Here is a 22272-nt window from a genome sequence, read left to right as displayed (position 1 = left end):
TTCAGTCCGGCTCAGCGGTGTGCCTGGCTCAACCGCTTGGCGGCATTGACCATGTGAATGCGGGCGGCTTCCCGGGCGCCTTCCACATCCTTGCGCCGGATGGCTTCGACGATGGCGATGTGTTCCTGCAATACGTCGCGCATCAGATTTGCATGGCGCGCCTCGTTGCCGCGGGTGACGCGTGTGGCGGCTTCCAGGAACTGGCTGACGAACGCAAGGGTGGTCAGAAAGTACGGGTTGCCGGTGGCGCGCGCAATGCTGCGGTGAAAGGCCACATCTTCCTTCACGCCATCTCCGCCGTTGTCCACGGCCTGCGAGATCGCAGCCAGCGCCGCGTCGATCTCCACCATGTCCTGCTTCTTGCGGCTGGCGGCGGCTTGCGCCGCCACTTCGGTTTCCAGGGCGCGGCGCAGATCCACGATATGCAGCACGGCCTCCAGCGACGAGAGCTCGGCCGCGTCGATTCGCAGCGCCCGGTTGCCGGTGTGCCCGGTGACGAAGACGCCGCTGCCTTGCCGGGCTTCGACCACGCCATCCTGGCGCAGCCGCGAAACGGCTTCGCGGATCACCGTGCGGCTGACGCCAAACTGTTCGGCCAGCGCGGATTCCGTGGGCAGCTTTTCACCGGGCAGCACGCGTCCTTCGTCGATCTCGGCGAGCAGACGTTTGGCGACCGTGTCGGTCAAGGTGGGAACAGCGGGAAGTCGGGGAAACGCCATGGACGGGGAGTGGGGGGAGAAACAAAAAGGCCCGTCTCGACGTCATCGGCGGGGCCATCGGCAATAGTAACCCGGTCTATCGGCGCGTTCGCCTAGGTGCCGTCGGCATGCGCTGCCTGCGCGTCCAGGAGGCAATTCATGAAGCATTGCGCGGCCGGCGTTGGGGGCGAGTCGGCACGCGTCAGGACCGACACGCGCGCCGCGGGCAGCGGATGATCCAGACGGACCATGCGTAACCCGCGCGGCAGCAACTGATGATCGAAAAGATTGCGCACGAAGATGCCCAGCGCGTCGCTCTCCGCAATGATCGCCAGCGCCACCGCGATGGACTGGCAGGGAATCACGTCGCGCGGGGGCGGCAACCCATGCGCATCGAACGCCAGCCGCAGCAGGTTCGCGGGGGCTTGAATATTGCCCGGCAGCAGCCATAGCGCATCGTGCAGCTCGGCCAGCGTGCGCGCACCGCGCAGCGGATGGCCCGCGCGTGCGCCCACCGCCAGCGGCAGCGTGAACAGCGTGGTCCGCGCAAACCCGTCGTCGATGTCGCCGTCGTATTCGGTCTGCACCAGGAAGTCGTAGCGGCCGGATTCCAGCTGCTCGTGGCTGTAGGGCGGCGCGACTTCATTGAAGGCCACCGAAACGCGCGGCATGCGTGCGCGAAACGCGGCCAGCGCGGCGGGCAGGACCGTCAGCGCCGCGGAACTGATGGCCAGGTTCAGCGTTCCGCCTTCGCCGTCGCGCATCTGGCCGATCTCCTCTTGCGCCTTGCGGGCTTCCTGCAGGATCAGCACGGCGCGCTTGTATAACGCTTCCCCATAAGTGGTCAGTTCCACGCCCTTGACGCTGCGGCGCACCAGCTCCGCGCCCACGCTCTGCTCCAGCTCCCGCAGGCTGCGGGTGGCGGCGGGCTGGGTGACAAAGAGCGCCCGCGCCGCGGCACGGATGCTGCGATGCTCGGCAATCAGCACAAAGGCGCGGAGTTGGCGCAGGTTCATAGGCAAGTCGTTCCGGATTGGGCGGGCAGGGCTATAAGCAAAAGTGCTCATCGCGACAAAAATACTGTCTTTTGCTTATCGTGCGCCATCCGTATATTCACGGCGGTGGGGCGCGCAACGCGATCCGGACGCACGGACCGGCGGCCCCGCACCGGACATCAAGGGGAAAACAATGTCTATTGCCATCGCCGCAGGCGGCCCAGGGTTGTACACGCCGTCGATGCGCCGCCGCGTCATTGCCGGCACCACCATCGGCAACGCGCTCGAGTTCTTCGACTTCACCGTCTTCACGTTCCTGATGCTGGTCATCGGGCCGCTCTTCTTTCCCGCGGCGTCCGGCTACGGCCAGTTGCTGCTGACCACCGCCACCTTCGGCGTGGGCTTTCTGATGCGGCCCGTGGGCGGCATGCTGATCGGCTCGTACGCGGACCGGCACGGCCGCCGCGCGGCCATGACGCTGACGCTTTGGCTGATGGGCCTGGGCTGTGCGCTCATCGCCGTGGCGCCGACCCACGCGCAGATGGGCGTGCTTGGACCCGTGCTGATGGTGCTGGCGCGGCTGATCCAGGGCTTCGCGGCGGGCGGCGAGGTCGGCGCCTCGACCACGCTGCTGGTGGAACACGCGCCGCCCGGCAAGCGCGGCTTCTATTCGAGCTGGCAGTTCGGCAGCCAGTCGCTCGGCGTGATGCTGGGCGCGCTGACCGTGGCGATCCTGACGGCGGCGCTGACTAAGGAAGAAATGCAGGCCTGGGGCTGGCGGGTGCCGTTCGTGATCGGCATTCTGACGGTGCCGGTGGGCGCCTACATCCGCCGCAATCTGGAGGAAACGCTGGAACCCGCGCCTGCCGCCGGCGCCAGAACCACCGCCGCCGGCCACCAGCCGCTGCGGCGCGCCTTTGCCGACCACAAGCTCACGATCGTCAAGGGCATCCTGCTCGTGATCGGCGGCATGGTGTGCGCGCAGATCATCGGCTTCTACATGCCGGCTTACGCCACCAAGGAACTCGGCCTTCCGGCCACGTCCACGCTGTTTGCCAGTGTCGTGCTGGGCGCGATCGGTTTCGCGCTGGCGCCGTTCGTCGGCATGCTGGCGGACCGCGTGGGGCGCAAGCGGGTGATCCTCTGGTCGCGCGCCGTGACGGTCTGCGTGCTGCTGCCGTGCTTCCAATGGCTGGTGTCGGCGCCCAGCACCGGGCGGCTGATGACGGTCATCGCCCTGCTGGCCGTGCTGCTGGCGCTGCAGACCGCGCCCGTCATCACGATGCTGCCCGAACTGTTCCCGAAGGCCGTGCGCACCACGGGCATGTCCGTGGTGTACGGTCTGGGCATCTCGGTCTTCGGTGGCTTTGCGCAATTCTTCGTGACCTGGCTGCTGCACGTGACCGGCAACCCGATGGCGCCCGCGTGGTACTTGATGGTCACCGTGACGCTTTCCACCGTGGTGCTGTTCTGGATTCAGGACCGTACCGGCCATGACATCGACAGCCAGGAGCCCTGACATGCAATCCGTTGACCGCTACTTTTCCAGCAGCTACGCCCAGGCGCGCGAACGCTTCCTGGCGGCCGCCGCGCCGCTGGCTACGCAGGTTGCGTCGTACGGCATCGCGGCCGTGGGCAGCCAGGGCGAGCCGCTGGCCACCGACGTGGCGCTGATCGGCGATGCCGACGCCCAGCGGCTCCTGATCGTGACGTCGGCCACGCACGGCGTGGAAGGCTTCTGCGGTTCGGGTTGCCAGCTTGCGCTGCTGGATGACGCGCCGATGCTGGAGCGCGCTCGGCAGGCGGGCGTGGCGCTGCTGCTGGTGCACGCCGTGAACCCGTACGGTTTCTCGTGCATTGCGCGCACGGACGAAGGCAACGTCGACCTGAACCGCAATGCCCAGCCCTTCGACGGCCGCGCGCTCCCGGCCAATCCGGGCTATGGCGAGATCCACGAGCTGCTGTTGCCGCAGGAATGGCCGCCCACCGATCAGAACCGCCAGGCCATCGCCCGCCATATCGAAACGCACGGCTTGGCCGCCACGACGCAGGCGGTGTCGCGCGGCCAGTACACGCATCCGGATGGCCTGTTCTATGGCGGCGCGGGGCATTCGCCGTCGCTGCTGACCCTGCGCGACATCCTGCGGACCCACGCCAGCCGCCACGCGCACATCGGCTGGATCGACGTGCACACGGGCCTGGGGCCGCGCGGCCACGGCGAGAAGATCTACGCCGGCCAGCGTGACGACACGGAAGTGGCGCGCGCGCGGCAGTGGTGGGGCAGCGACATCGCCGTGCCGTATCAAGGCAGCTCGGCCTCGGTGGACATCACGGGCCATCTCGCGGGTCTCATCTACGACGCCTGCCCCGAGTCGGAACCGACATTGATGGCGCTGGAGTTCGGCACCAAGCCTTGGGACGAGGTGGTGCACGCGCTGCGGGGACGCAATTGGCTGCGCGCGCATCCCGACGCCAGCGATGCCTTGCAACAGGACATATTGCAGGCCACACGCGACGCGTTTTACTGCGGCCAGGAAGACTGGCAAGGCATGGTGCTGGGCCAGAGCCGCGTGGCGGTGCTGCAAGCGGTGTGCGGCCTGCAGGCTGCCGGGTAGCAGCGCGCCGGGTGGCGGGTAGCACCTGCGGCGGCGTTGCGCCGCAGTGGGTTGCACCGTCATCGGAGCTACCGCAGGGATAACCCGCGAGTTTTGGCGCGACGTGGGTTATCCCTACTTGAGCGGTGCAGCAACCCGTCGATATGCTTTGGTTAACCGTAGAGACCGCAGAGTCTTCGGAGGAGTTTCAAACCAAGCCGGCAGTTGCTGAAAGGAACCGGATTTGCATAGTGCGCCTCCTTTGGACTCAGCCATCGCAGCCTCGCGGGAAAAGCCATTGCGCGTGATCCCGTGGGCCACGTGGCTGCACCGCGTTTTCGTGGTTCTCATGTATGCGTTCATGCTCAGCCCCATCGTGCTGGTGGTCTGGCTGAGCTTTTTCAAGGACGCCATCCTCTATTTCCCGCCATCGGGCTACACGCTCTCCTGGTACGTCAAGGCGTGGGAAAACCCCGCGTTCGCCAACGGCTTCATCTTCAGCCTGCAAGTGTCGCTGGTGGCCGCGTTCATCGGCGTGACGATGGGCGTGCTGGCGGCGGTGGCCATTGCGCGTTACCGCTTCAGTGGCAGCAAGGGCGTCAACACGCTGCTGCTGTCGCCGCTGCTGATCCCCGGCATTGTCGCGGGCGTGGCCGTCTATCTCTTTTACCTGCGCGCTGAAAACGTGCTGGATCAGGATCTGGTCGGCACGTTCGGCGGCCTGGTCATTGCGCACGTGTGCCTCACCATCCCGTGGACCGTGCGGCTTGTGACGGCGGGCATGGCCGGGCTGGACGGCTCCATCGAGGAAGCCGCGCGCAACCTGGGCGCAAGCGCGCCCAAGGCCTTCATGCGGGTGACACTGCCGATGCTGCGGCCGTCCATCGTCGCCGCGGCGCTGTTCAGTTTTGTCGTGTCATTCGAGAACCTGGAGCTGTCCCTGTCGCTGGTCGGCCCGGGGCGCACCACGCTGCCGATCGCGATCATGCAGTACCTCGAATTCAACCTGGACCCGACCATCGCGTCGGTGGCCTCGGTGCAAATCCTGCTGTTGGGCATCATCATGCTTGTGACCGACCGCTATGTGAAACTCAGTCAGGTGGTGTAAGAAATGGCGAAGGTCTCAATCGAAAACATCCGCAAGCAGTTCGGCGCGGCGGTCGCGGTGTCGGATTTTTCCCTGGAGATTGCCGAAGGCGAACTGGTCACCTTTCTGGGACCCAGCGGCTGCGGCAAGACGACCACGCTGCGCATGATTGCCGGCTTCATCACGCCCACGGCAGGGCGCATCCGCATCGGTGAAACCGACGTCACGCGGCTGCCGGTGCACAAGCGCGACACCGGCATGGTGTTCCAGCGCTACGCGCTGTTTCCGCACATGACGGTGGCGGAGAACGTGGCGTTCGGCCTGGAAATGCACAAGGTGCCCAAGGCCGATCGCGATGCAAAGATCCGGCGCGTGCTGGACATGGTGCGCATGACGGAACTGCGCGACCGCTATCCGCGCCAGTTGTCCGGCGGCCAGCAGCAGCGCGTGGCGATTGCGCGGGCGTTGGCGATCGAACCCAAGGTGTTCCTGCTGGACGAACCGTTGTCGAATCTGGACGCCAAGCTGCGCCTGGAAGTGCGCGAGGAAATCCGCGCGTTGCAACGGCGCCTGGGCCTGACCACCGTGTTCGTGACCCACGATCAGGAAGAAGCGCTGGCGATTGCCGACCGCATGGCCATCATGCACGACGGCATCGTGCAGCAGGTGGGCGCGCCCGACACGCTGTACGAGCGGCCCGCCAATCTGTTCGTCGCGGACTTCCTGGGCAAGATGAATGTCTTCACGGGACGCGGCCAGGCCAACGACCAGTTCGAAACCAAAGCCGGACAGCGCATCGCCGCGCCGGGCGGCGGCAATGCCACGCATGTGGGCGTGCGGCCGGAACGTGTACGCCTGCAAGCGCAGCCGTCTGGCGGCAATGCGTTGCCCGGCGTCATCGAATCGTCGTTGTACCTGGGATCGGTGCTGGAGGTGCGGGTGCAGCTTGATGGCGGCGACCGCCTGATCAGCCAGATCGTCAATGCCGGCACGCGCGCCGCGCCGCCTGCCGCCGGCGAGCGCGTGTATGCGTGCTTCGAACCCGACGACTGCGTCGCCTTCACGCAATAGGAGGCGCGATGACGACCGCAACGCAGGACGGACGCCCCAGCCGCTGGCTGGGCCCGGGGCTGGCCTTTCCGGCCTCGCTGGTGGTGCTGGTGATCATCATGATCCCCATCCTTCAGCTGGCGCGCTACAGCTTCAATCATTTCGACCCGGTCGAGATGATGCAGACCGCGTTCTCGTTCGAGAACTACGCCAAGTTCTTTGGCGACCCGTACTACCGCGACATCTTCTTCACCACGCTGGGCATCGCGGCGCTGTGCACGGTCCTGGCGCTGGTGCTGGGCTTTCCGGTGGCGTACTTCCTGGCGCGCACGCAAAGCCGCTACAAGAGCCTGTTCGTGATCCTGCTGGTGTTTCCGCTGATGGTGGGCAACGTGGTGCGCGCAGCCGGCTGGATGGTGGCGCTGGGCAATGCGGGCGTCGTCAACGCCGTGTTGCAGGGGCTGGGCATCATCGATAAGCCGCTGACGCTGATGTACACGCCGACGGCGGTGGTGATCGGCACCACGGCGGTAGTCATGCCGTACCTGATCCTGACGCTGCAAAGCGTGCTGGAAGGCATGGACCTGTCGGTGGAAGAGGCCGCGCGCAATGTGGGCGCCAGCTTCTTCACCACCTTCCGCCGCATCGTGCTGCCGATCGCCGCGCCAGGCGTGGCCGCGGGCACGATGCTGGTGTTCATCCTGTGCATGAATGCGTACGCCACGCCGGTGCTGCTGGGCGGTTCCGGGCTGACCATGATGGCGCCCGCGCTATACGACCAGATCACCAAGGCCTCGAACTGGCCGTTCGGCGCGGCGCTCGCCGTCATATTGGTGTGCGGCACGCTTGTCATTGCCCTCTTTTCGAACTGGCTGATTCACCGGCGCTATATCAAGACGATGGCGTCCTGACCTGGATACCCCGATAAGGAAATTCTCATGTCTGCTGTGCTGTTCAAGAATGCGAACCTGCTCGATCCCCTGCAGTCCGACCTGCTGGAGGGGCACCACGTGCTGGTCGAGGATGGCGTCATCAAGGAAGTGTCGGACAAGCCGATCAGCGCTTCCTCGGCGCGCGTGATCGACGCCGCGGGCCGCACGCTGATGCCGGGTCTGATCGACCTGCACGTGCACGTGCTGGCCACGCAGTTGAACCTGAGTACGCAGGGCGTCCTGCCGGACGCGCTGGTGATGATGCGCGCGGTGCCCATCATGGCCGCCATGCTGCGCCGGGGCTTCACCACGGTGCGCGATGCGGGCGGCGCGGGCTGGGGCCTGAAGTGCGCGGTCAATGAAGGCACGGTCAAGGGACCGCGCCTGTTCATCTCGGGCCGCGCCATCAGCCAGACGGGCGGTCACGGCGATCCGCGTCCGCGCTCCGATCACCTGCGTCCCATGAGCTTCTGCGGCTGCTGCTTCCGTGCGGGCGATATCGGTCGCGTCGCCGACGGCATCGACGACGTGCGCAAGGCCGTGCGCCAGGAACTGCAGATGGGTGCGGACCAGATCAAGATGATGGCTTCGGGCGGCGTGGCCTCGCCCACCGATCCCATCGCCTCCTTTGGCTATTCGGAAGAAGAGATCCGCGTCATCGTCGACGAGGCGGCCAGCCGCCAGACCTACGTGATGGCGCATTCCTATACCGCCGACGCCATCGAGCGCGCCATCCGCAACGGCGTGCGCACCATCGAGCACGGCAATCTGGTCGATGAGCGCGTGGCGCGCTTCATGGCCGAGAAGGGCGCGTTCGTGGTGCCGACGCTGGTGACCTACGAGGCGCTGGCCAACGAAGGCGCCGACTACGGTCTGCCGGCCGATTCCGTGGCCAAGATTGCCACGGTGCGCACCGCGGGCCTGCATTCGCTCGAGATCTACAAGAAGGCGGGCGTGAAGATCGGCTACGGGTCGGATCTGCTGGGCCCGTCCCAGCGCCTGCAGAGCGACGAATTCCGCATCCGCCGCGAGGTGCTGTCCGCGCAGGAGGTCATCCAGTGCGCCACCACGACCGCCGCCGAAGTGCTGAACCAGGTCGGCCAGCTGGGCCGCATCCAGGAAGGGGCACTGGCGGACGTGTTGCTGGTGGACGGCAATCCGTACCGCGACCTGTCTTGCCTGCTGGGCCAGGGCGAGCACATCGGCCTGATCATGAAGGGCGGCGTCATCGAACACAACGAGCTGGGAGTCTAGGAGCCATGAGCGATCCCACGTTTTCGCAGTCGGAAGTCGGCGAAGAGTCGCGTGACGTCAATGCGGCCAAGGGCTGGCATCCGCCTTCGGCGCCCGCGCCGCGCGACCGCGGCCTGGGGCCGTTTCCGCGGCTGATCCTGCGCGGGGCCACGATCATCGACGGCACCGGCGCGCCGCCCTGGGGGCCGGTGGACATCGTGATCGAGAACGATCGCATCACGGCGCTGGTCAATGTGGGCACGCCGCACAAGGCCATCGATCCCAAGCGCCGGCCCGGTCCGGGCGACCACGAGATCGACTGCCACGGCAAGTTCGTCACGCCGGGCTTTGTGGACGCGCACGCGCACATCGGCACGCCGTATCACGCCATGAGCGGCATCGTGCCGCCCGCCGACTACATCTACAAGCTGTGGCTGGCGCACGGCGTCACCACCGTGCGCGAAATGGGCGCGATGGGCGGCCTGGGCTGGACGATGGAGCAGCGCGAGCTGTCCGCCGCGAACAAGATCGCCGCGCCGCGCATGATCGTGCATTCCGTGTTCCCGGCGGTGAACGATCGCGTCAAGACCATCCACACGCCCGAACAGGGCCGCGAATGGGTGCGCAAGCTGGCCGCGCGCGGCGCCGACGGCATCAAGTTCTTCGGCGCCCCGCCCGCCATCATGGAAGCGGCGCTGGACGAGGCGGCCAAGGTGGGCCTGCGCTCGGGCTGCCATCATGCGCAGATGGCGGTGACGCGCGTGAACGCGATGAAGTCCGCGCGCTGGGGGCTGACCAGTTCCGAACACTATTACGGCCTGCCCGAGGCGCTGTTCGAAGACCGCGTCGTGCAGTCGTTTCCGACGGACTACAACTACAGCGACGAGTATTACCGCTTTGCGGTGGCCGGCCAGACCTTCATGCAGGCCGCGCAGCCCGGCTCGGCCAAGTGGCGGCAGGTCATGGACGAGTTCCTGGAACTGGGCCACACCTTTGTGCCCACCTTCAACATCTACGACGCCAACCGCGACCTGATGCGCGCGCGCCGCGCCGACTGGCACGACGAGTACACGTGGAAGGCGGTGTGGCGCTACTTCCAGCCGCAGCGCGGCGGCCACGGCGCCTACTGGTATCGCTGGAGCACCACCAACGAGATCGAATGGAAGCAGAACTACCGGCTGTGGATGCAGTTCATCAACGAATACAAGAACCTGGGCGGACGCGTCTGCGCGGGCAGCGATTCGGGCTTCATCTACCAGATCTATGGATTCGGCTTCGTCCGCGAACTTGAGCTGCTGCAGGAAGCGGGCTTTCATCCCATCGAGGTCTTGCGCGCGGCCACGTCGCACAGCGCGGCGCTGCTGGGCATCGATGACGACACCGGCTCCATCGACGTGCAAAAGCGCGCCGACCTGCTGATCCACGACCAGAATCCGCTGACCGACTTCAAGCTGCTGTTCGGCACGGGCGCCATGCGGCTGAACGACGACACCGCCAAGGTCGAATGGCAGCGCTGCCTGCAGACCACCATCAAGTCGGGCGTGGTGTACGACACCGCCGAGCTGCTGGCCGACGTGCGCGCGATGGTCCGCGACAGCTGGGCCGACGATCCGGATGGCGAGCGTCCGCCGACCGGCGGCGCACCGTCGGGATCGCCGTGCGACACGGGCGAGGACGCACCCTGATGGCCATCGACCTGTTCCTGTTGTGCGGGTTTCTGGGCAGCGGCAAGACCACGCTGCTGGTGGACTACCTGCGCGATCCGGAATCGCGTGACACCGGCGTGATCGTCAACGAGGCCGGCGAGGTCGGCGTGGACGGAGCCATCGTGGCCAACGACAGCGACAACGTGCCGATGACCTTGATGGCCAACGGCTGCGTGTGCTGCTCGCTGCGTAGCGACCTGGTCTACACGCTGAGCGCGCTGCTGGACGCGCCCCGCCCCGAAGGCGAAGGCCCCTTGCAACGCGTCATCCTGGAATGCAGCGGGCTGTCGCGGCCCGGCCCGATCATCGCGTCGCTCGCGGATCCGGAACTGGCCAGCCGCGGCCTGCGGCTGACGGTGGTCTGCACCGACGATTGCGCGCGTGATCCCGACGCGCTGGCCGAGATGGACGAGGCCATGGCGCAGTTCGGGGCGGCGCATCGCATCGTGCTGACCAAGACCGATCTGCTGCCGGCCGTGCCCGGTGCGCTGGGCGCTCGTGCCGCGCGCGCCGAGGCGCTGAATCCGCTGGCCGTCGTTGTCGCGGAGCCCGATCGTACCCGCGCCGTGCAGGCCGCGTTTGCGCCGTCGCAAGGCACGTCCGACCTGGCGGGGCTGGCGGCGCGGATGCTGTCGGCAGGCGGGCAGGGCGCGGCGCATCCGCGCATCCGCGTGATGGCGGCGCGCGCGCAGCCCGGCATCAGCTGGACCGATTTTTCCGAATGGCTGGACAACCTGGCCGGGCTGTGCGGCGACCGCCTGCTGCGGGTGAAGGCCGTGGTGCGCGTCAGCGATTGCGAAGAACCCATCCTGATCCAGTCGGTCGGCTCGACCTTCAGCCTGCCGCAGCGGCTGACGCGGCAGCCGGATGCGCGCGACGCGATCATCGTGATTGCGCGCGACATCGAGGCCGAGGAAATCCGTGCCTCCGCGCCGCATGCGCCGGTCGACATGCTGGTCTGAACACCGTTGAATCCAAGGCTGCGCGGCCAGACTGGCCTGCCGCGCGGTGCACCGTAGCTAGTCGTCAGTTCTTTTCGATACGAGGTTGTCATGCAAGAGAAAAACCTGAATCGCCGTGGCTTCATCAAGACCGCCTCCGGCCTGGCGCTTGCGCCCGCCCTGGGCTGGCTGCCCGGCATGGCCCACGCCGCCGAAAAGGAAATCGTGGTCGGCACCTGGGGCGGCGACTACCAGAACCTGCTGCAGCAGATCATCAATCCCATCGTCGCCAAGCAGGACGTGAAGGTGGTCTACGACACGGGTAACGCCGTGGGCCGCGTCACCAAGCTGCGCGCCGAAAAGAACTCGCGCCGCGGCAGCATGGACGTGGCGCTGCTGGGTGAAGTCGACATGTACGACGCCGAGCGCTCCGGCACGCTGGAGCCCCTGGACGTCAAGAAGCTGCCCAACCTGGCCAACGCGATCGACACGCTGAAGACGCCGTACTCGATTCCGCACATCTTCAGCGCGATGACGCTGGTCTACAACACCGAGAAATTCCCGACGCCGCCCGATTCGCTGCAGGTGCTGCTGGATCCCAAGTGGAAGGGCCAGGTCGGCTTCTCCGACATTCTTTATCTCTACAACTCGGTCTTCGTGGGACTGGGCGCGGACGGCACCACCAAGGACTACGAGGGCGGCAAGCGGTTCCTGGCCAAGCTCAAGCCGAACGCGCCGCGCATCTACCCGTCCAATGAAGCCGTCGCGGCCGCCTTCAAGTCCGGCGAAATCGCGATCGCCGTCATGTGGAAGGCGCGTGCGCTGCAATGGAAGGACAGCGGACTGCCGCTGGGCTTCGTGATTCCGAAGGAAGGATCGGTGCCGGTGTCGTTTGAAGCCGCCGTCGCCAAGAACAGCCGCAACAAGGACGCGGCGTGGGCGTACCTGAACGCCATGCTCGATCCCCAGGGCCAGATCGGCTTTGCGGAAAAGATGGGCTACGCGCCCACCGTCACCAACGCGTCGCTGCCCGAGGCATTGAAGCGCGTGGGCTTCTCGGATGCCGAGGTCAAGCTGCTGCACGCGTACGACCTGAAGGGATTGACCGAGAAGAAGGCGGAGATGCTGGAGTTCTGGAACAAGGAGTTCAAGGCGGGTTGATATGGACGCGGGACGTCGTTGCCCGCGCGTTTGCGCCACTGACCGCTTCATCGAAGCGCGATTCCTGCAGGGGAATCGCGCTTTTTCGTTTCCGGACGCCGCTGCAGGCGTAGTGAAATGTTATATCATCCGCCTGCTGGTTTGTAATGATATAACATCCGAGAGAGTAAAGATGAACGGTAAGAAGCTGGGGATGGGGAAAGCGCGCGGCAAAGCATCGCGCGTTCGAGCGGTTGGCCGGGCGCCCTTGAAGCCGCTGGTGTGCTCGCTGATGCTGATGGCGCCCGTCGCCCAGGCGCAGACCGAAGGCGAGACCCGCACGCAGACCGTGGCGCCGATCACGGTCTCCGCGAATCCGCTGGGGCTGGATCTGAACAGCACCACGCTGCCGGCCTCGGTGCTGGAAGGCGATGCGTTGATCGAGCAGCGCAACGGCACGCTGGGCGAAACGCTCAAGAACCTGCCGGGCGTCAACAGCGACACGTTCGGCGGCGGCGCCAGCCGTCCGGTGATCCGCGGGCAGACCGCGCCGCGCGTGAAGGTGCTGTCCGATGGGTCCGAAGTGATGGATGCCTCGGCCATCTCGCCCGACCATGCGGTGACCGTCGAGCCGCTGCTGGCCGACCGCATCGAAGTGCTGCGCGGCCCGGCCACGCTGCTGTACGGCGGCGGCGCGATCGGCGGCGTGGTGAACGTGATCGACAAGAAGATTCCGACCGAAGTGCCGGAAAAGGGCATCGCGGCCGAAGCGGAACTGCGCGGCGCCACCGGCACCAAGGAACGCGCCGGCGCGGTGGGCATCACGGCGGGCGAGGGCCAGTTCGCGGTGCGCGTCGAAGGCATGAAGCGCCGCACCAGCGACTACGACGTGCCGGACTGGCCCGGCGGCAAGCTGGAAGGCTCGTACAGCGAGTCGACGCAGGGCTCGGTCGGCATGTCGTGGATCACGCCACGCGGCTACGTGGGCGTGGCGTTCACGCACCTGCAAAGCGAATACGGCCTGCCCGGCCACAACCACGAATACGAAGGCTGCCATCCGCACGGCACGCATCTGCATTGCGGCGGCCATGACCACGACCATGGGGACGAAGGCGAGGAAGGTCACGACCACGACCATGATCACGAACATGGCGGCGTGCCCTACGTGAAGCTGCGCAGCAACCGGATGGACCTGCGTGCCGAATACCAGGATCCGTTCGCAGGCTTCGAGAAGATCCGATTCCGCGGTGGCCTGACGGATTACCAGCACGACGAGATCGAGGGCGGCGAGGTCGGCACGCGTTTCAAGAACAAGGGCTACGACATGCGGGTGGAACTGCAGCACAAGCCTATCGCCGGCTGGCGCGGCGTGATCGGCCTGCAGAACGCATACAGCGATTTCAGCGCCGAAGGCGAAGAGGCATTCCTGCCGCCGAGCAAGACGCGTTCGAACGGCGTGTTCCTGCTGGAGGAATACCAGTTGAACGACTGGCGCTTCGAGCTGGGCGCGCGTCAGGACTGGCAGCGCGTGTCGCCGTCGGGCGGCGCGCCGCGCAGCAGCCTGTCGGGCACGTCGCTGTCGGCCGCCGCGATCTGGGACTTTGCGCCGCAGTATTCCGTGGCGCTGTCGCTGTCGCGCTCGCAGCGCCTGCCCAACGCGCAGGAGCTGTATGCGGACGGCATCCACATCGCCACCAATACGTATGAACTGGGTAATCCGGACCTGACGCGCGAAACGTCGCACAACATCGACCTGACGCTGCGCAAGCATTCGGGCGACACGACGTTCTCGGCAAGCGTGTTCCACAACCGCGTGAAGAACTACATCTACGCCAACACGCTGGATCGCTACGAGGACTTCCGCCTGATCGAATACACGCAGCAGGATGCGGAATTCACGGGCGTGGAAGGCGAACTGCGGCACCAGTTCACGCCGATCTTCTCGGCGGCGGTGTTCGGCGACTACGTGCGCGGCAAGCTCACGGGCGGCGACGGCAATCTGCCGCGCATTCCGGCCGGACGTGCGGGCGTGCGCGGCAACTTCAAGTGGCAAGAGTGGTCGGGCGGCGTCGAATACGCACGCGTGTTCGCGCAGAAGGACATTGCGGCCTATGAGGACACCACGCCGGGCTACAACATGGTCAACGCGGTGGTGGCCTATCGCGGCCAGTACGGCGCCACGGGCTACGAGGTCTTCCTGCGCGGCACCAACCTGCTGAATAAGCTGGCTTACAACCACGCCTCGTTCATCTCGACGGTTGCGCCGCTGCCCGGCCGCAGCGTGCTGCTGGGCGTGCGCATGACGTACTGACCCGGTTGGGTGCGGCGGCGGGCTGTGCTATTTTCGGCGGGTGCCGCTGTCCGCGGCGGCATCCCGCGCCAGGAGCCCGCCATGCTGAAGTTCGCCGCCAATCTGTCGATGATGTACACGGAACATGCGTTCCTGGACCGCTATGCGGCGGCCGCGGCCGACGGCTACGCGGGCGTGGAATGCATGTTTCCGTATGAAGCGCCCGCCGCGTTCGTGCGCGAGCGCATGGATGCCGCCGGGGTCGCGCAGGTGCTGTTCAACGCGCCGCCCGGCATCACCGCGCAGGGCGATCGCGGGCTGGCTGCGCTGCCGGGCCGGCAGGCCGAGTTCCAGGCCGGCATCGAGCAGGCCCTCTGTTATGCCACCGCGTTGTCTTGTTCCAATGTGCATGTGATGGCGGGCGTGGCGCCGCCTGATGCCTCGCGCGAGGCGATGCTGGACTACTATCACGCCAATCTCGACTGGGCCGCTCGCGAGGCGCGCTCGGCCGGCGTCACGCTGCTGATCGAGCCGATCAACACGCGCGACATCCCCGGCTATTTCCTGAATCGCCAGGAGGACGCGCACGCTGTCGTGCAGGCGGTCAATGCGCCCAACCTGAAAGTGCAGATGGACCTGTATCACTGCCAGATCGTCGAAGGCGACGTCACCGCCAAGCTGCGCGAGTACCTGCCCACCGGGCGCGTGGGTCACCTGCAGATTGCCGGCGTGCCGCTGCGCCAGGAGCCGGACCGGGGCGAACTCGATTACGGCTGGGTTTTCGGCGTGCTGCGCGAGTTGCAGTACACCGGCTGGATCGGCTGCGAGTACCGTCCTGCAGGTTCCACGTCGGCCGGACTGCGCTGGCTGAGCGCCGCGCGCGCCTGATCGGCCACAATCCCGCATTTGAAGTTCAAAAGGAGTGAGCGTCATGTTCCAGGGCGTGCTGCGCATGCTGTTTTCGGCGGCGCTGGCCGCGGCCATGCCGGCCGCGTCGTGGGCGGCCGACTATCCCGATCGGCCCATCCGGTGGCTGGTGCCGTTCAGCGCGGGAGGCGGCAGCGATCTGGCGACCCGCATCGTGGCCCGGCATGTCGGCCAGACGCTGGGGCAGCCGGTGGTGGTGGAGAACCGCCCGGGCGCCGCCACCATCGTCGCCGCGCAGGAGGCCGCGCGCGCCCAGCCGGACGGCTACACGGTGCTGACCGCGGGCATGAGCACGCTGGCGCTCAACCCGTGGCTGTACGACGATCTGCCCTACGATCCGCAGCAGCAACTGACGCCGGTGTCCACGCTGGTGGCGCTGCCCATCGTGCTGGTCGCGGCGCCTGATTCGGGCCTGCACACGCTGGACGACGTGAAGACCTATCTGAAACGCGAGCCGCCGGGCAGCTATGCGTCGCTGGGCGTGGGCAGTCCGCATCATCTGGCGATGGAACTGTTCATGGAAACCGTCGGCGGCCGCGCGACGGCGGTGCCGTACAAAGGCTCGCCGCCTGCGCTGCAGGATGTCGCCGCGGGTGTCGTGCCGCTCATGATGGCGGATCTGGCCGCCGCCCGGCCGCTGATCCAGGCGGGCAGGCTGCGCGCGATTGCCTTGCCGTCCGCCAAACGGTCTGCGCAACTGCCGGGCGTACCGACGTTTGCCGAGGCCGGCGGGCCGATCTTCGAGGCGGCGGCCTGGCAGGGCGTGGTCGCGCCGGCCGGCACGCCCGCGCCCATCGTGGACAAGCTCAGTCAGGCGATCCGCCAGGCGCTGACATCGCCGGATGTCGTCAGGCAGTTGACGCTGCAGGGGCTGGAGCCGACCGGCAGCACGCCCGATGCCTTTCGCGCGTACGCGCGCCAGGAGCACGAACGCTGGGGCTCGGTCATTCAAGGCAAGGGGCTTTCCGCGGAATAAGGGGCCGGGGTGACGCGTTGCCGGGCAAGGCGTAAACGGGACTCGGCGCTGGGTGAGAAGGGTTTGGGTAGCAAAGGGCCGGGTAACAGCCGCCGCAAGGTGTAACGCCGGCGTGCACGGCGGCGGCGCGGGCGTACGATGAAACGATGCGCATCCGGCCCGGACCGCGGGCGAGGAGACTGCCATGTCTTTGATCGTAGCTGCCCGCTTCGAGGGCTTTGAAGCCGCCAAGGCCGCCGCCAGCCGCCTTGCCACCAGCGGCTTTCCCGACTGGGATATCCATACCTTCTACGTCAATCCCGCCGGCGAGCACGGCCGCTTTCCCTATGGCGGCGACCGGCGTTCCGACCCCGACGCGGGGCGCGCCGACATGGGCGCCTATCTGGGCGCGGGCGGCGTGGGGGCCGTGTTTGCGGTGTTCGGCGGATTCGTCGCGGCGGAACTCAGCGACTCCACTGCCGCAATCCTGGCCGCGGCGGGTGTGGGCGCGTACCTCGGGTCGCTGTTCGGCGCGCTTTGGGTGACGGGGCACGGCACCACGCAGCACGGCCACTTCAATCCCGACTCTCATGCCGAGATCCGTCAGGCCGGGGTCATGGTCGCCGTGCGGGTCAGGCCGCAGCGCGAGATCCTGGCATGCCGCATTCTGCGCGATGCCGGAGGCGCCGACGTGGAGCACGCCAACGGCCGCTGGCGCAACAACCACTGGGAAGACTTCGACCCGCTATCGCTGCCGCAGCGCGAGCCGGGTTTTGGATGATGGCGGATCAATCCGGCGCGGGGATCGGCGCCTTGCGGCTGCGCTGCGCCGTCGCGGCGCAGCCGGCGGAGGCGACGATGATGCCGCAGATTGCCAGCCATTGCGTCTGCGACAGGTGTTCGTTCAGCACGACGACCCCGGCCAGTGCGCCCATCGCCGGCTCCATGCTCAGCAACACGCCGAACGTCTTTTGCGGCAGCCGCCGCAGCGCCACCATTTCCAGCGAATAGGGCAAAGCGCTGGACAGGATGCCGACGGCCACGCCCGCCAGAATGAGTTTGGGATCCAGCAGCGCCATGCCCGCGTGCGCCGCGCCGACGGGCAGGGCGACCATCGCGGCCGCCAGCAGACCCAGCGATGTCGCCTGGCCGCCATGCACGTTGCCGGCCATCTTGCCGAAGATGATGTACAGCGCCCAGCACACCGCTGCCCCCAGCGCGTACGCGATGCCTTGCGGATCGAGGTCGTGGACGGACTGGCCGGTGGGAATGAGCAGGATCAGGCCGGCCAGCGCGCAGGCGATCCACACAAAGTCGATGGCGCGCCGTGACAGCACCACAGCCAGCGTCAGCGGTCCCGTGAATTCGATGGCGATGGCAATGCCCAGCGGCAGCGTTTTCAGCGCCATGTAGAACAGCAGGTTCATGCACGCCAGCGTCACGCCGTACAGGGCGATCTTCGCGGCGTTGACGCGCGTCAGCGGAAAGCGCCACGGCCGCCAGAAGGCCAAGAGGATGATGGCGCCAATGACGATGCGATACGCGGTGGTGCCTTGTGCGCCCACTTCCGGAAACAGCGATTTCGCGAACGACGTGCCAACGCACAGCGAGGCCATGGCGCCGATCAGCGACAGGGTGGGGAGCAGGGTGGACGTGGCGCTGTTGTGTCCGTTGTTCAAGGTGGCGGCGGTCATGGAAGGCGGGGTTTGTGCAAAAACGCTTGTGTCAGGGATGTGGCGTGGGCGGTCAGGGCTGCGGATTCATCGCCGTGGAAACCAGCACGTAGATCGCCAGCCCCAGCATGATCGCGCCCAGAATGCCCTGCTGCGCGCGCAGAAACCACGGATTGCGCGCGACCCAGCCGCGGATGCGCGACGCGCCGTACGCAAAGCAGCTGCCGTAGGGCAGGCTGAGCGCCTTCATCGTGATGCCCAGCACCAGCATCTGGATCCAGACCGGCCCATTGTCTGGCGAGGTGAACTGCGGCAGGAAGGCGATCATGAAGAGCAGCACCTTCGGATTGAGCAGGTTGGTGATGAAGCCCTGCCAGAAGGCGTCGCGCGCGTCGCCCGGCCGGGCCGCCAGCGATACCTCGGCGGCGTTCGCGCACCGGATCATCGCCTTGATGCCCAGGTATCCCAGATACAGGCCGCCCGCCGCCTTGATGCCGACGAAAAGCGTGGGAAAGGTCCGCAGCACGGAAGCCAGGCCCAGCACCACGGCCGGAACCTGGATGAATCCGGCGGCCACGTTGCCGAGCACGCTATGGAAGGCGGGCCGAAACCCTTGCGTCATGCCGCGCGATAGCGTGAGGGCCATGTCGGGGCCGGGCGTGAGCTTCAAGGCCGCGTCGGCGGCCAGGAACAGCAGGAAAAGCTGGAGTGACGGCATTGCAGGGTGCAGCGTGGAAATTCCCGGCGGCGCGGGCGGAGGGCTCCCAGTGTAAGCAAGCGGCTTGAATAATTCCTGCGTCCGGCGGGCGCGAAATGAAGTTTCCCGTCGAATTCTCGACGGTTTGCGTCGCGGCCACGATTAGAATCGGCCGATACCCGCAACCCGCCCGATGTTTCACCTAAAAAGCGTTCCGAGCGCCCCATGGAACTAGACGATTTCGACCTGCAGATCCTGCAAAGCCTGCAAGAAGACAACCAACGAACCAGCCAGGAGGTCGCGCAACGCGTGAACCTGTCGCCGGTGTCCTGCCTGCGCCGCATGAAGCGGCTGCGCGACGCCAAGGTGGTGACGGCGGACGTGTCCGTCGTGGACCCCGCCGCCGTGGGACGCGGGATCACGATGGTGGTGCTGGTGTCGCTGGAAAGCGAGCGCGCCGACAAGCTCGACCAGTTCAAGCGCGCCATGCAGACCGCGCCCGAGATCATGCAATGCCTGTCGGTGACGGGCGAGGTCGACTTCGTGCTGACGCTCACCATGCGGGACATGGCGGAATATGAGGTGTTCGCGCAGCGCCACTTTTGGGGCAATCCCAACGTGAAGCGGTTTTCGACGCTGGTGGTGATGAGCCGGGTGAAGAATGGGCTGACGGTGCCGGTGATGGCTGGGGAGTGAACCGGCGCGCCGGGCGGCATGGGCGCTCATGCGTGCGCGCAACCGGCCGCTCAAGCCCCTGACGGCTGGCCGCCGTCCCGGCTGCCGGTTCGCGCGGGGCCAGGCCCGTGCGGGTCGGCCGGCCAGGCCGCTTGGATCGCACGGCCAGCTTGTTCCGAAACACTGCGCAAATGCAGGTCCCGCTGCGGAAAGGGGATCTGTATGCCCGCATCCCGCAGCGCGTCGTACATCCGCGCCAGCATGTCGCTGCGGATCTCGATCCACCGGTCGAAGTCGTAGGTCCACGCGCGCAGGCTGAAATCCAGCGTGCTGGCGCCAAAGCCCATGAAGAGCACCATGGGCGCCGGCTCCGTAACCACGCCCGGCGTCTGCCGTGCGACGTCGTCCAGCAGCGCGAGCACCTGCCGCGGGTCGGTGCCGTAGGCCAGGCCGATGCTGATCTCGATCCTGCGGCTGCGGTCCAGCATCGTCCAGTTGGTCAGCTTGTCGGACAGCAGCGTGCCGTTCGGGACGATCACGTCGGCGCCGTCGAACGTCTTGATGCGCGTAGCGCGCATGCCGATATCCCTTACCTGGCCCGACGTGCCGCCGATCTCCACGACATCGCCCGGCTGGATCGGCCGCTCGAACATCAGAATCAGGCCCGACACGAAGTTGTTCACCACGCCTTGCAGGCCAAAGCCGATGCCCACGCCCAGGGCGCCGAACACGATGGTGAGCTGGCTGGTCTGGAAACCCGCGGCCGACAAGGCGATGCCCAAACCCAGCAGCAGCACCAGGTAGTACGACAGCGAGGCGATGCTGTTGCCGACGCCGCGCGGCAGCGACATGCGGGTCAGGACCTCGTCGTGCAGGATGAGGCGCACCGCGCGCGCGGCCCAGAAGGCAATCACGACCGAGATCGCGAAGACCAGGATGTTGCCCAGGCTGATCGAGACTTCGCCGACTTCCAGCGTGTACGACAGCACCTGCGTCACGAAGGCGTATGTGGCGCGCAGGACGCGGAACCGGTCCATGGTGTAGACCGCCCAGCCCACGATTGCGGCGGCACTGACAAGGCGGATCAGCAGCAGCACCAGCGGCGGCGCGTGTTCGCGCGCCAGCCGGAAGCGCGAAATGCCCTGACGGGCCAGCAGAAGCTGCAGCAGCGTGATGATGACGGTCACGCCCGCGTACAGCACCAGCCCGAAGTAGCCGCTGCCGATGATGCCGCTGGTCAGCATCTCGGACAACGACACATTGCCGATGAGGTTCGCGCCCAGCGACACGCACAACAGGGCTGCCGCGCACCAGGCGACGGCGCGCAAGGCGCGCACCAGCCGCTCGGAACCGGGCGGATAGGTCTGGCGCCGTCCGCGCGCCAGCAGCCACAGAATGGCCGTCAGGGCCGCCACCGCCGCCGCTACGGTCGACACACGATAGAAGAGGGTGTTGGCCAGGAACAGAAAGCCCAGCCGCTCGGCCAGGAAGAGCGCGGTGATGACCCGCGGCCAATGATCGAGATGCCGGCGGCTGGCGGGTGGAAGCAGGCGCAGCACCGGCACCGCCGCCAGCACCAGGGCGATCTGCTGCACCATCAACGGCGCGTCCGGCTCCAGAGCCAGCACGCCCATCATCGACAACAGGACCCACGTGGAGATGGGCCGCCCGAGCACACCGGCAGCGGTTTCGCTCATGACGCCGGTGCGGATGGCGTTGCGGCTTTTTCTGGCCAGCCAGATCAGCAGCGGCAGCAGCAGCAGTTGCAAAGTGTGCAGCGCGCGCTGATTGCTGGCGCCGGCGGCGCCGTAGTCGCGCGCGAAGCGGACCTCGATGTCCAGACCTTGGCGCAAAAGGGTCATGGTGTCCTGGTCGGATCTTCCGGACCAGTCCAACGCCCAGAGCGGCGGCGAATCCACCCGCAGGAGCCGCGCATCGACATAGCTGATCGCCTCCATCACCTGGCGCTGGCCCGCCTTGATCTGTTCCTCGATCGCGTTGGCCCGCTGTTCCAGTTCCACCTGGCGCGACAGCGGCACGGACAGCGCCTGGCTGGCCGCCAGCAACTGCGCGATCACCACGTCGACGCGGTCGGCCAATGCCGCAGGCAGCCCCGCCGCGCCCGGCGCGTCCTTGATCGCCTGCCAGGCCGTGCGCCGGCGCAGCAGCTCGGCGGCGTCGCTGGCGTACCAGGCGGTCGCCTGCCGCATGTCGGTCCGCCAGCGCGCCAGCCGCCGCACGTCAAAGAGCCAGTGCCGCTCCAGGCTTTCCAGGCGCATGATGGGAAAGTTGCGCAGCTGGGCCGGCTGGAATTCGTAGAGCTTTTCGTCGGCGGATTTGGCAATGGCGTCGAGCGGCGGCATCAGCGCGCTCAACGGATCCGCCGTCGCCGCGCGCTGCAACACGCCCTCGGCGTATCGCAAATCCGTGTCCGCCCGCAGCGGAATCTCGGCCATCTGGATCGCGGCGGGCGGCGCGGCAGGCGCCGGCGCTTCCGCTGCAAGCGCCACACGCGCCCACCCCAGTACCAGGCCAAACAGCCAGAAGAGGATTCGTGCGCGTGCGCGCATGTTGCGACTCCGTGGTGGGGAACGGACGTGCGGTTACTTGGGATCGACTGCGAAACGGCGGCATGTCACGATATCGCGAAATGCGGCGGGCCAGAAGGGCAATATGGAT

The 22272-nt window shown here is 66.9% G+C and carries 19 protein-coding genes; 14 read left to right on the top strand and 5 right to left on the bottom strand.

Annotated features, from left to right (window positions below; translation table 11 throughout):
- Positions 1–11 precede the first annotated feature (11 nt).
- Both AB3147_RS26195 and AB3147_RS26190 read right to left on the bottom strand, forming a co-directional pair.
- Positions 12–719: a FadR/GntR family transcriptional regulator gene (locus tag AB3147_RS26195; RefSeq protein ID WP_367353378.1), complete on the bottom strand. Its 708-nt coding sequence runs from the start codon at positions 717–719 to the stop codon at positions 12–14.
- Positions 720–811: 92 nt separating this feature from the next.
- Entirely contained in the window at positions 812–1714 is a 903-nt protein-coding gene (locus AB3147_RS26190) for a LysR substrate-binding domain-containing protein (RefSeq protein WP_279973881.1), read from the bottom strand.
- A 172-nt stretch (positions 1715–1886) separates the two neighbouring features.
- Here AB3147_RS26190 and AB3147_RS26185 point away from each other — a divergent pair, with 172 nt between their 5' ends.
- The 13 genes from AB3147_RS26185 to AB3147_RS26125 all read left to right on the top strand — a co-directional run bounded on the left by AB3147_RS26185 (position 1887) and on the right by AB3147_RS26125 (position 17329).
- Entirely contained in the window at positions 1887–3212 is a 1326-nt protein-coding gene (locus tag AB3147_RS26185; protein ID WP_367353377.1) for an MFS transporter, read from the top strand.
- Between the two features lies 1 nt (position 3213).
- Complete coding sequence (locus AB3147_RS26180) at positions 3214–4308, top strand: M14 family metallopeptidase (RefSeq protein WP_367353376.1); 1095 nt, start codon at positions 3214–3216, stop codon at positions 4306–4308.
- A 277-nt stretch (positions 4309–4585) separates the two neighbouring features.
- On the top strand, positions 4586–5395 hold the full coding sequence (locus AB3147_RS26175) for an ABC transporter permease (protein WP_175122125.1): 810 nt from the start codon (positions 4586–4588) through the stop codon (positions 5393–5395).
- Positions 5396–5398: 3 nt separating this feature from the next.
- Complete coding sequence (locus AB3147_RS26170) at positions 5399–6445, top strand: ABC transporter ATP-binding protein (RefSeq protein ID WP_218342647.1); 1047 nt, start codon at positions 5399–5401, stop codon at positions 6443–6445.
- Between the two features lie 8 nt (positions 6446–6453).
- The gene (locus AB3147_RS26165; protein ID WP_367353375.1) at positions 6454–7335 is read left to right on the top strand and encodes an ABC transporter permease; all 882 of its coding nucleotides are present in this window, start codon (positions 6454–6456) and stop codon (positions 7333–7335) included.
- Positions 7336–7362: 27 nt separating this feature from the next.
- Entirely contained in the window at positions 7363–8610 is a 1248-nt protein-coding gene (locus AB3147_RS26160; RefSeq protein ID WP_175122128.1) for a metal-dependent hydrolase family protein, read from the top strand.
- Positions 8611–8615: 5 nt separating this feature from the next.
- The gene (locus AB3147_RS26155) at positions 8616–10274 is read left to right on the top strand and encodes an amidohydrolase family protein (protein ID WP_367353374.1); all 1659 of its coding nucleotides are present in this window, start codon (positions 8616–8618) and stop codon (positions 10272–10274) included.
- The gene (locus AB3147_RS26150) at positions 10274–11257 is read left to right on the top strand and encodes a CobW family GTP-binding protein (protein WP_367353373.1); all 984 of its coding nucleotides are present in this window, start codon (positions 10274–10276) and stop codon (positions 11255–11257) included. The genes AB3147_RS26155 and AB3147_RS26150 overlap by 1 nt, the downstream gene beginning before the upstream one ends.
- 90 nt (positions 11258–11347) lie before the next feature.
- A complete protein-coding gene (locus AB3147_RS26145; RefSeq protein WP_175122131.1) occupies positions 11348–12397 on the top strand; it encodes an ABC transporter substrate-binding protein in 1050 nt (349 codons plus the stop codon).
- A gap of 193 nt (positions 12398–12590) precedes the next feature.
- Positions 12591–14687 carry a TonB-dependent receptor domain-containing protein gene (locus tag AB3147_RS26140; RefSeq protein WP_414631296.1) on the top strand — a complete coding sequence of 699 codons (2097 nt, stop codon included), beginning with the start codon at positions 12591–12593 and terminating at the stop codon, positions 14685–14687.
- A gap of 81 nt (positions 14688–14768) precedes the next feature.
- Positions 14769–15554, top strand: a complete 786-nt coding sequence (gene otnI / locus AB3147_RS26135) for a 2-oxo-tetronate isomerase (RefSeq protein ID WP_218342650.1) — start codon at positions 14769–14771, stop codon at positions 15552–15554.
- A 43-nt stretch (positions 15555–15597) separates the two neighbouring features.
- A complete protein-coding gene (locus tag AB3147_RS26130) occupies positions 15598–16569 on the top strand; it encodes a Bug family tripartite tricarboxylate transporter substrate binding protein (RefSeq protein WP_367353372.1) in 972 nt (323 codons plus the stop codon).
- A 184-nt stretch (positions 16570–16753) separates the two neighbouring features.
- On the top strand, positions 16754–17329 hold the full coding sequence (locus AB3147_RS26125) for a hypothetical protein (protein WP_175122134.1): 576 nt from the start codon (positions 16754–16756) through the stop codon (positions 17327–17329).
- A gap of 7 nt (positions 17330–17336) precedes the next feature.
- Here AB3147_RS26125 and AB3147_RS26120 read toward each other — a convergent pair whose 3' ends face one another.
- Positions 17337–18242: an EamA family transporter gene (locus AB3147_RS26120; RefSeq protein WP_367353371.1), complete on the bottom strand. Its 906-nt coding sequence runs from the start codon at positions 18240–18242 to the stop codon at positions 17337–17339.
- Positions 18243–18294: 52 nt separating this feature from the next.
- Positions 18295–18939, bottom strand: a complete 645-nt coding sequence (locus tag AB3147_RS26115; protein ID WP_175122136.1) for a LysE family translocator — start codon at positions 18937–18939, stop codon at positions 18295–18297.
- Positions 18940–19143: 204 nt separating this feature from the next.
- Between AB3147_RS26115 and AB3147_RS26110 the strand changes: the two genes are divergently transcribed.
- Positions 19144–19614 carry an Lrp/AsnC family transcriptional regulator gene (locus AB3147_RS26110; protein ID WP_218342653.1) on the top strand — a complete coding sequence of 157 codons (471 nt, stop codon included), beginning with the start codon at positions 19144–19146 and terminating at the stop codon, positions 19612–19614.
- Positions 19615–19664: 50 nt separating this feature from the next.
- Here AB3147_RS26110 and AB3147_RS26105 read toward each other — a convergent pair whose 3' ends face one another.
- Positions 19665–22163, bottom strand: coding sequence for a mechanosensitive ion channel family protein (locus tag AB3147_RS26105; RefSeq protein WP_367353370.1), 2499 nt, complete (start codon positions 22161–22163; stop codon positions 19665–19667).
- Positions 22164–22272 lie beyond the last annotated feature (109 nt).

Source organism: Achromobacter animicus (assembly GCF_040775605.1).
Classification (GTDB): domain Bacteria; phylum Pseudomonadota; class Gammaproteobacteria; order Burkholderiales; family Burkholderiaceae_B; genus Achromobacter; species Achromobacter animicus.
This window is presented reverse-complemented; position numbering and strand designations above follow the sequence as displayed.

Excerpts from the sequence above, each read along its gene's own strand:
- AB3147_RS26195 (WP_367353378.1), bottom strand. The coding sequence starts at position 719 with ATGGCGTTTCCCCGACTTCCCGCTGTTCCCACCTTGACCGACACGGTC.
- AB3147_RS26190 (WP_279973881.1), bottom strand. The coding sequence starts at position 1,714 with ATGAACCTGCGCCAACTCCGCGCCTTTGTGCTGATTGCCGAGCATCGC.
- AB3147_RS26185 (WP_367353377.1), top strand. The coding sequence starts at position 1,887 with ATGTCTATTGCCATCGCCGCAGGCGGCCCAGGGTTGTACACGCCGTCG.
- AB3147_RS26180 (WP_367353376.1), top strand. The coding sequence starts at position 3,214 with ATGCAATCCGTTGACCGCTACTTTTCCAGCAGCTACGCCCAGGCGCGC.
- AB3147_RS26170 (WP_218342647.1), top strand. The coding sequence starts at position 5,399 with ATGGCGAAGGTCTCAATCGAAAACATCCGCAAGCAGTTCGGCGCGGCG.
- AB3147_RS26165 (WP_367353375.1), top strand. The coding sequence starts at position 6,454 with ATGACGACCGCAACGCAGGACGGACGCCCCAGCCGCTGGCTGGGCCCG.
- AB3147_RS26160 (WP_175122128.1), top strand. The coding sequence starts at position 7,363 with ATGTCTGCTGTGCTGTTCAAGAATGCGAACCTGCTCGATCCCCTGCAG.
- AB3147_RS26155 (WP_367353374.1), top strand. The coding sequence starts at position 8,616 with ATGAGCGATCCCACGTTTTCGCAGTCGGAAGTCGGCGAAGAGTCGCGT.
- AB3147_RS26150 (WP_367353373.1), top strand. The coding sequence starts at position 10,274 with ATGGCCATCGACCTGTTCCTGTTGTGCGGGTTTCTGGGCAGCGGCAAG.
- AB3147_RS26145 (WP_175122131.1), top strand. The coding sequence starts at position 11,348 with ATGCAAGAGAAAAACCTGAATCGCCGTGGCTTCATCAAGACCGCCTCC.
- AB3147_RS26140 (WP_414631296.1), top strand. The coding sequence starts at position 12,591 with ATGGGGAAAGCGCGCGGCAAAGCATCGCGCGTTCGAGCGGTTGGCCGG.
- otnI (WP_218342650.1), top strand. The coding sequence starts at position 14,769 with ATGCTGAAGTTCGCCGCCAATCTGTCGATGATGTACACGGAACATGCG.
- AB3147_RS26130 (WP_367353372.1), top strand. The coding sequence starts at position 15,598 with ATGTTCCAGGGCGTGCTGCGCATGCTGTTTTCGGCGGCGCTGGCCGCG.
- AB3147_RS26125 (WP_175122134.1), top strand. The coding sequence starts at position 16,754 with ATGTCTTTGATCGTAGCTGCCCGCTTCGAGGGCTTTGAAGCCGCCAAG.
- AB3147_RS26120 (WP_367353371.1), bottom strand. The coding sequence starts at position 18,242 with ATGACCGCCGCCACCTTGAACAACGGACACAACAGCGCCACGTCCACC.
- AB3147_RS26115 (WP_175122136.1), bottom strand. The coding sequence starts at position 18,939 with ATGCCGTCACTCCAGCTTTTCCTGCTGTTCCTGGCCGCCGACGCGGCC.
- AB3147_RS26110 (WP_218342653.1), top strand. The coding sequence starts at position 19,144 with ATGGAACTAGACGATTTCGACCTGCAGATCCTGCAAAGCCTGCAAGAA.
- AB3147_RS26105 (WP_367353370.1), bottom strand. The coding sequence starts at position 22,163 with ATGCGCGCACGCGCACGAATCCTCTTCTGGCTGTTTGGCCTGGTACTG.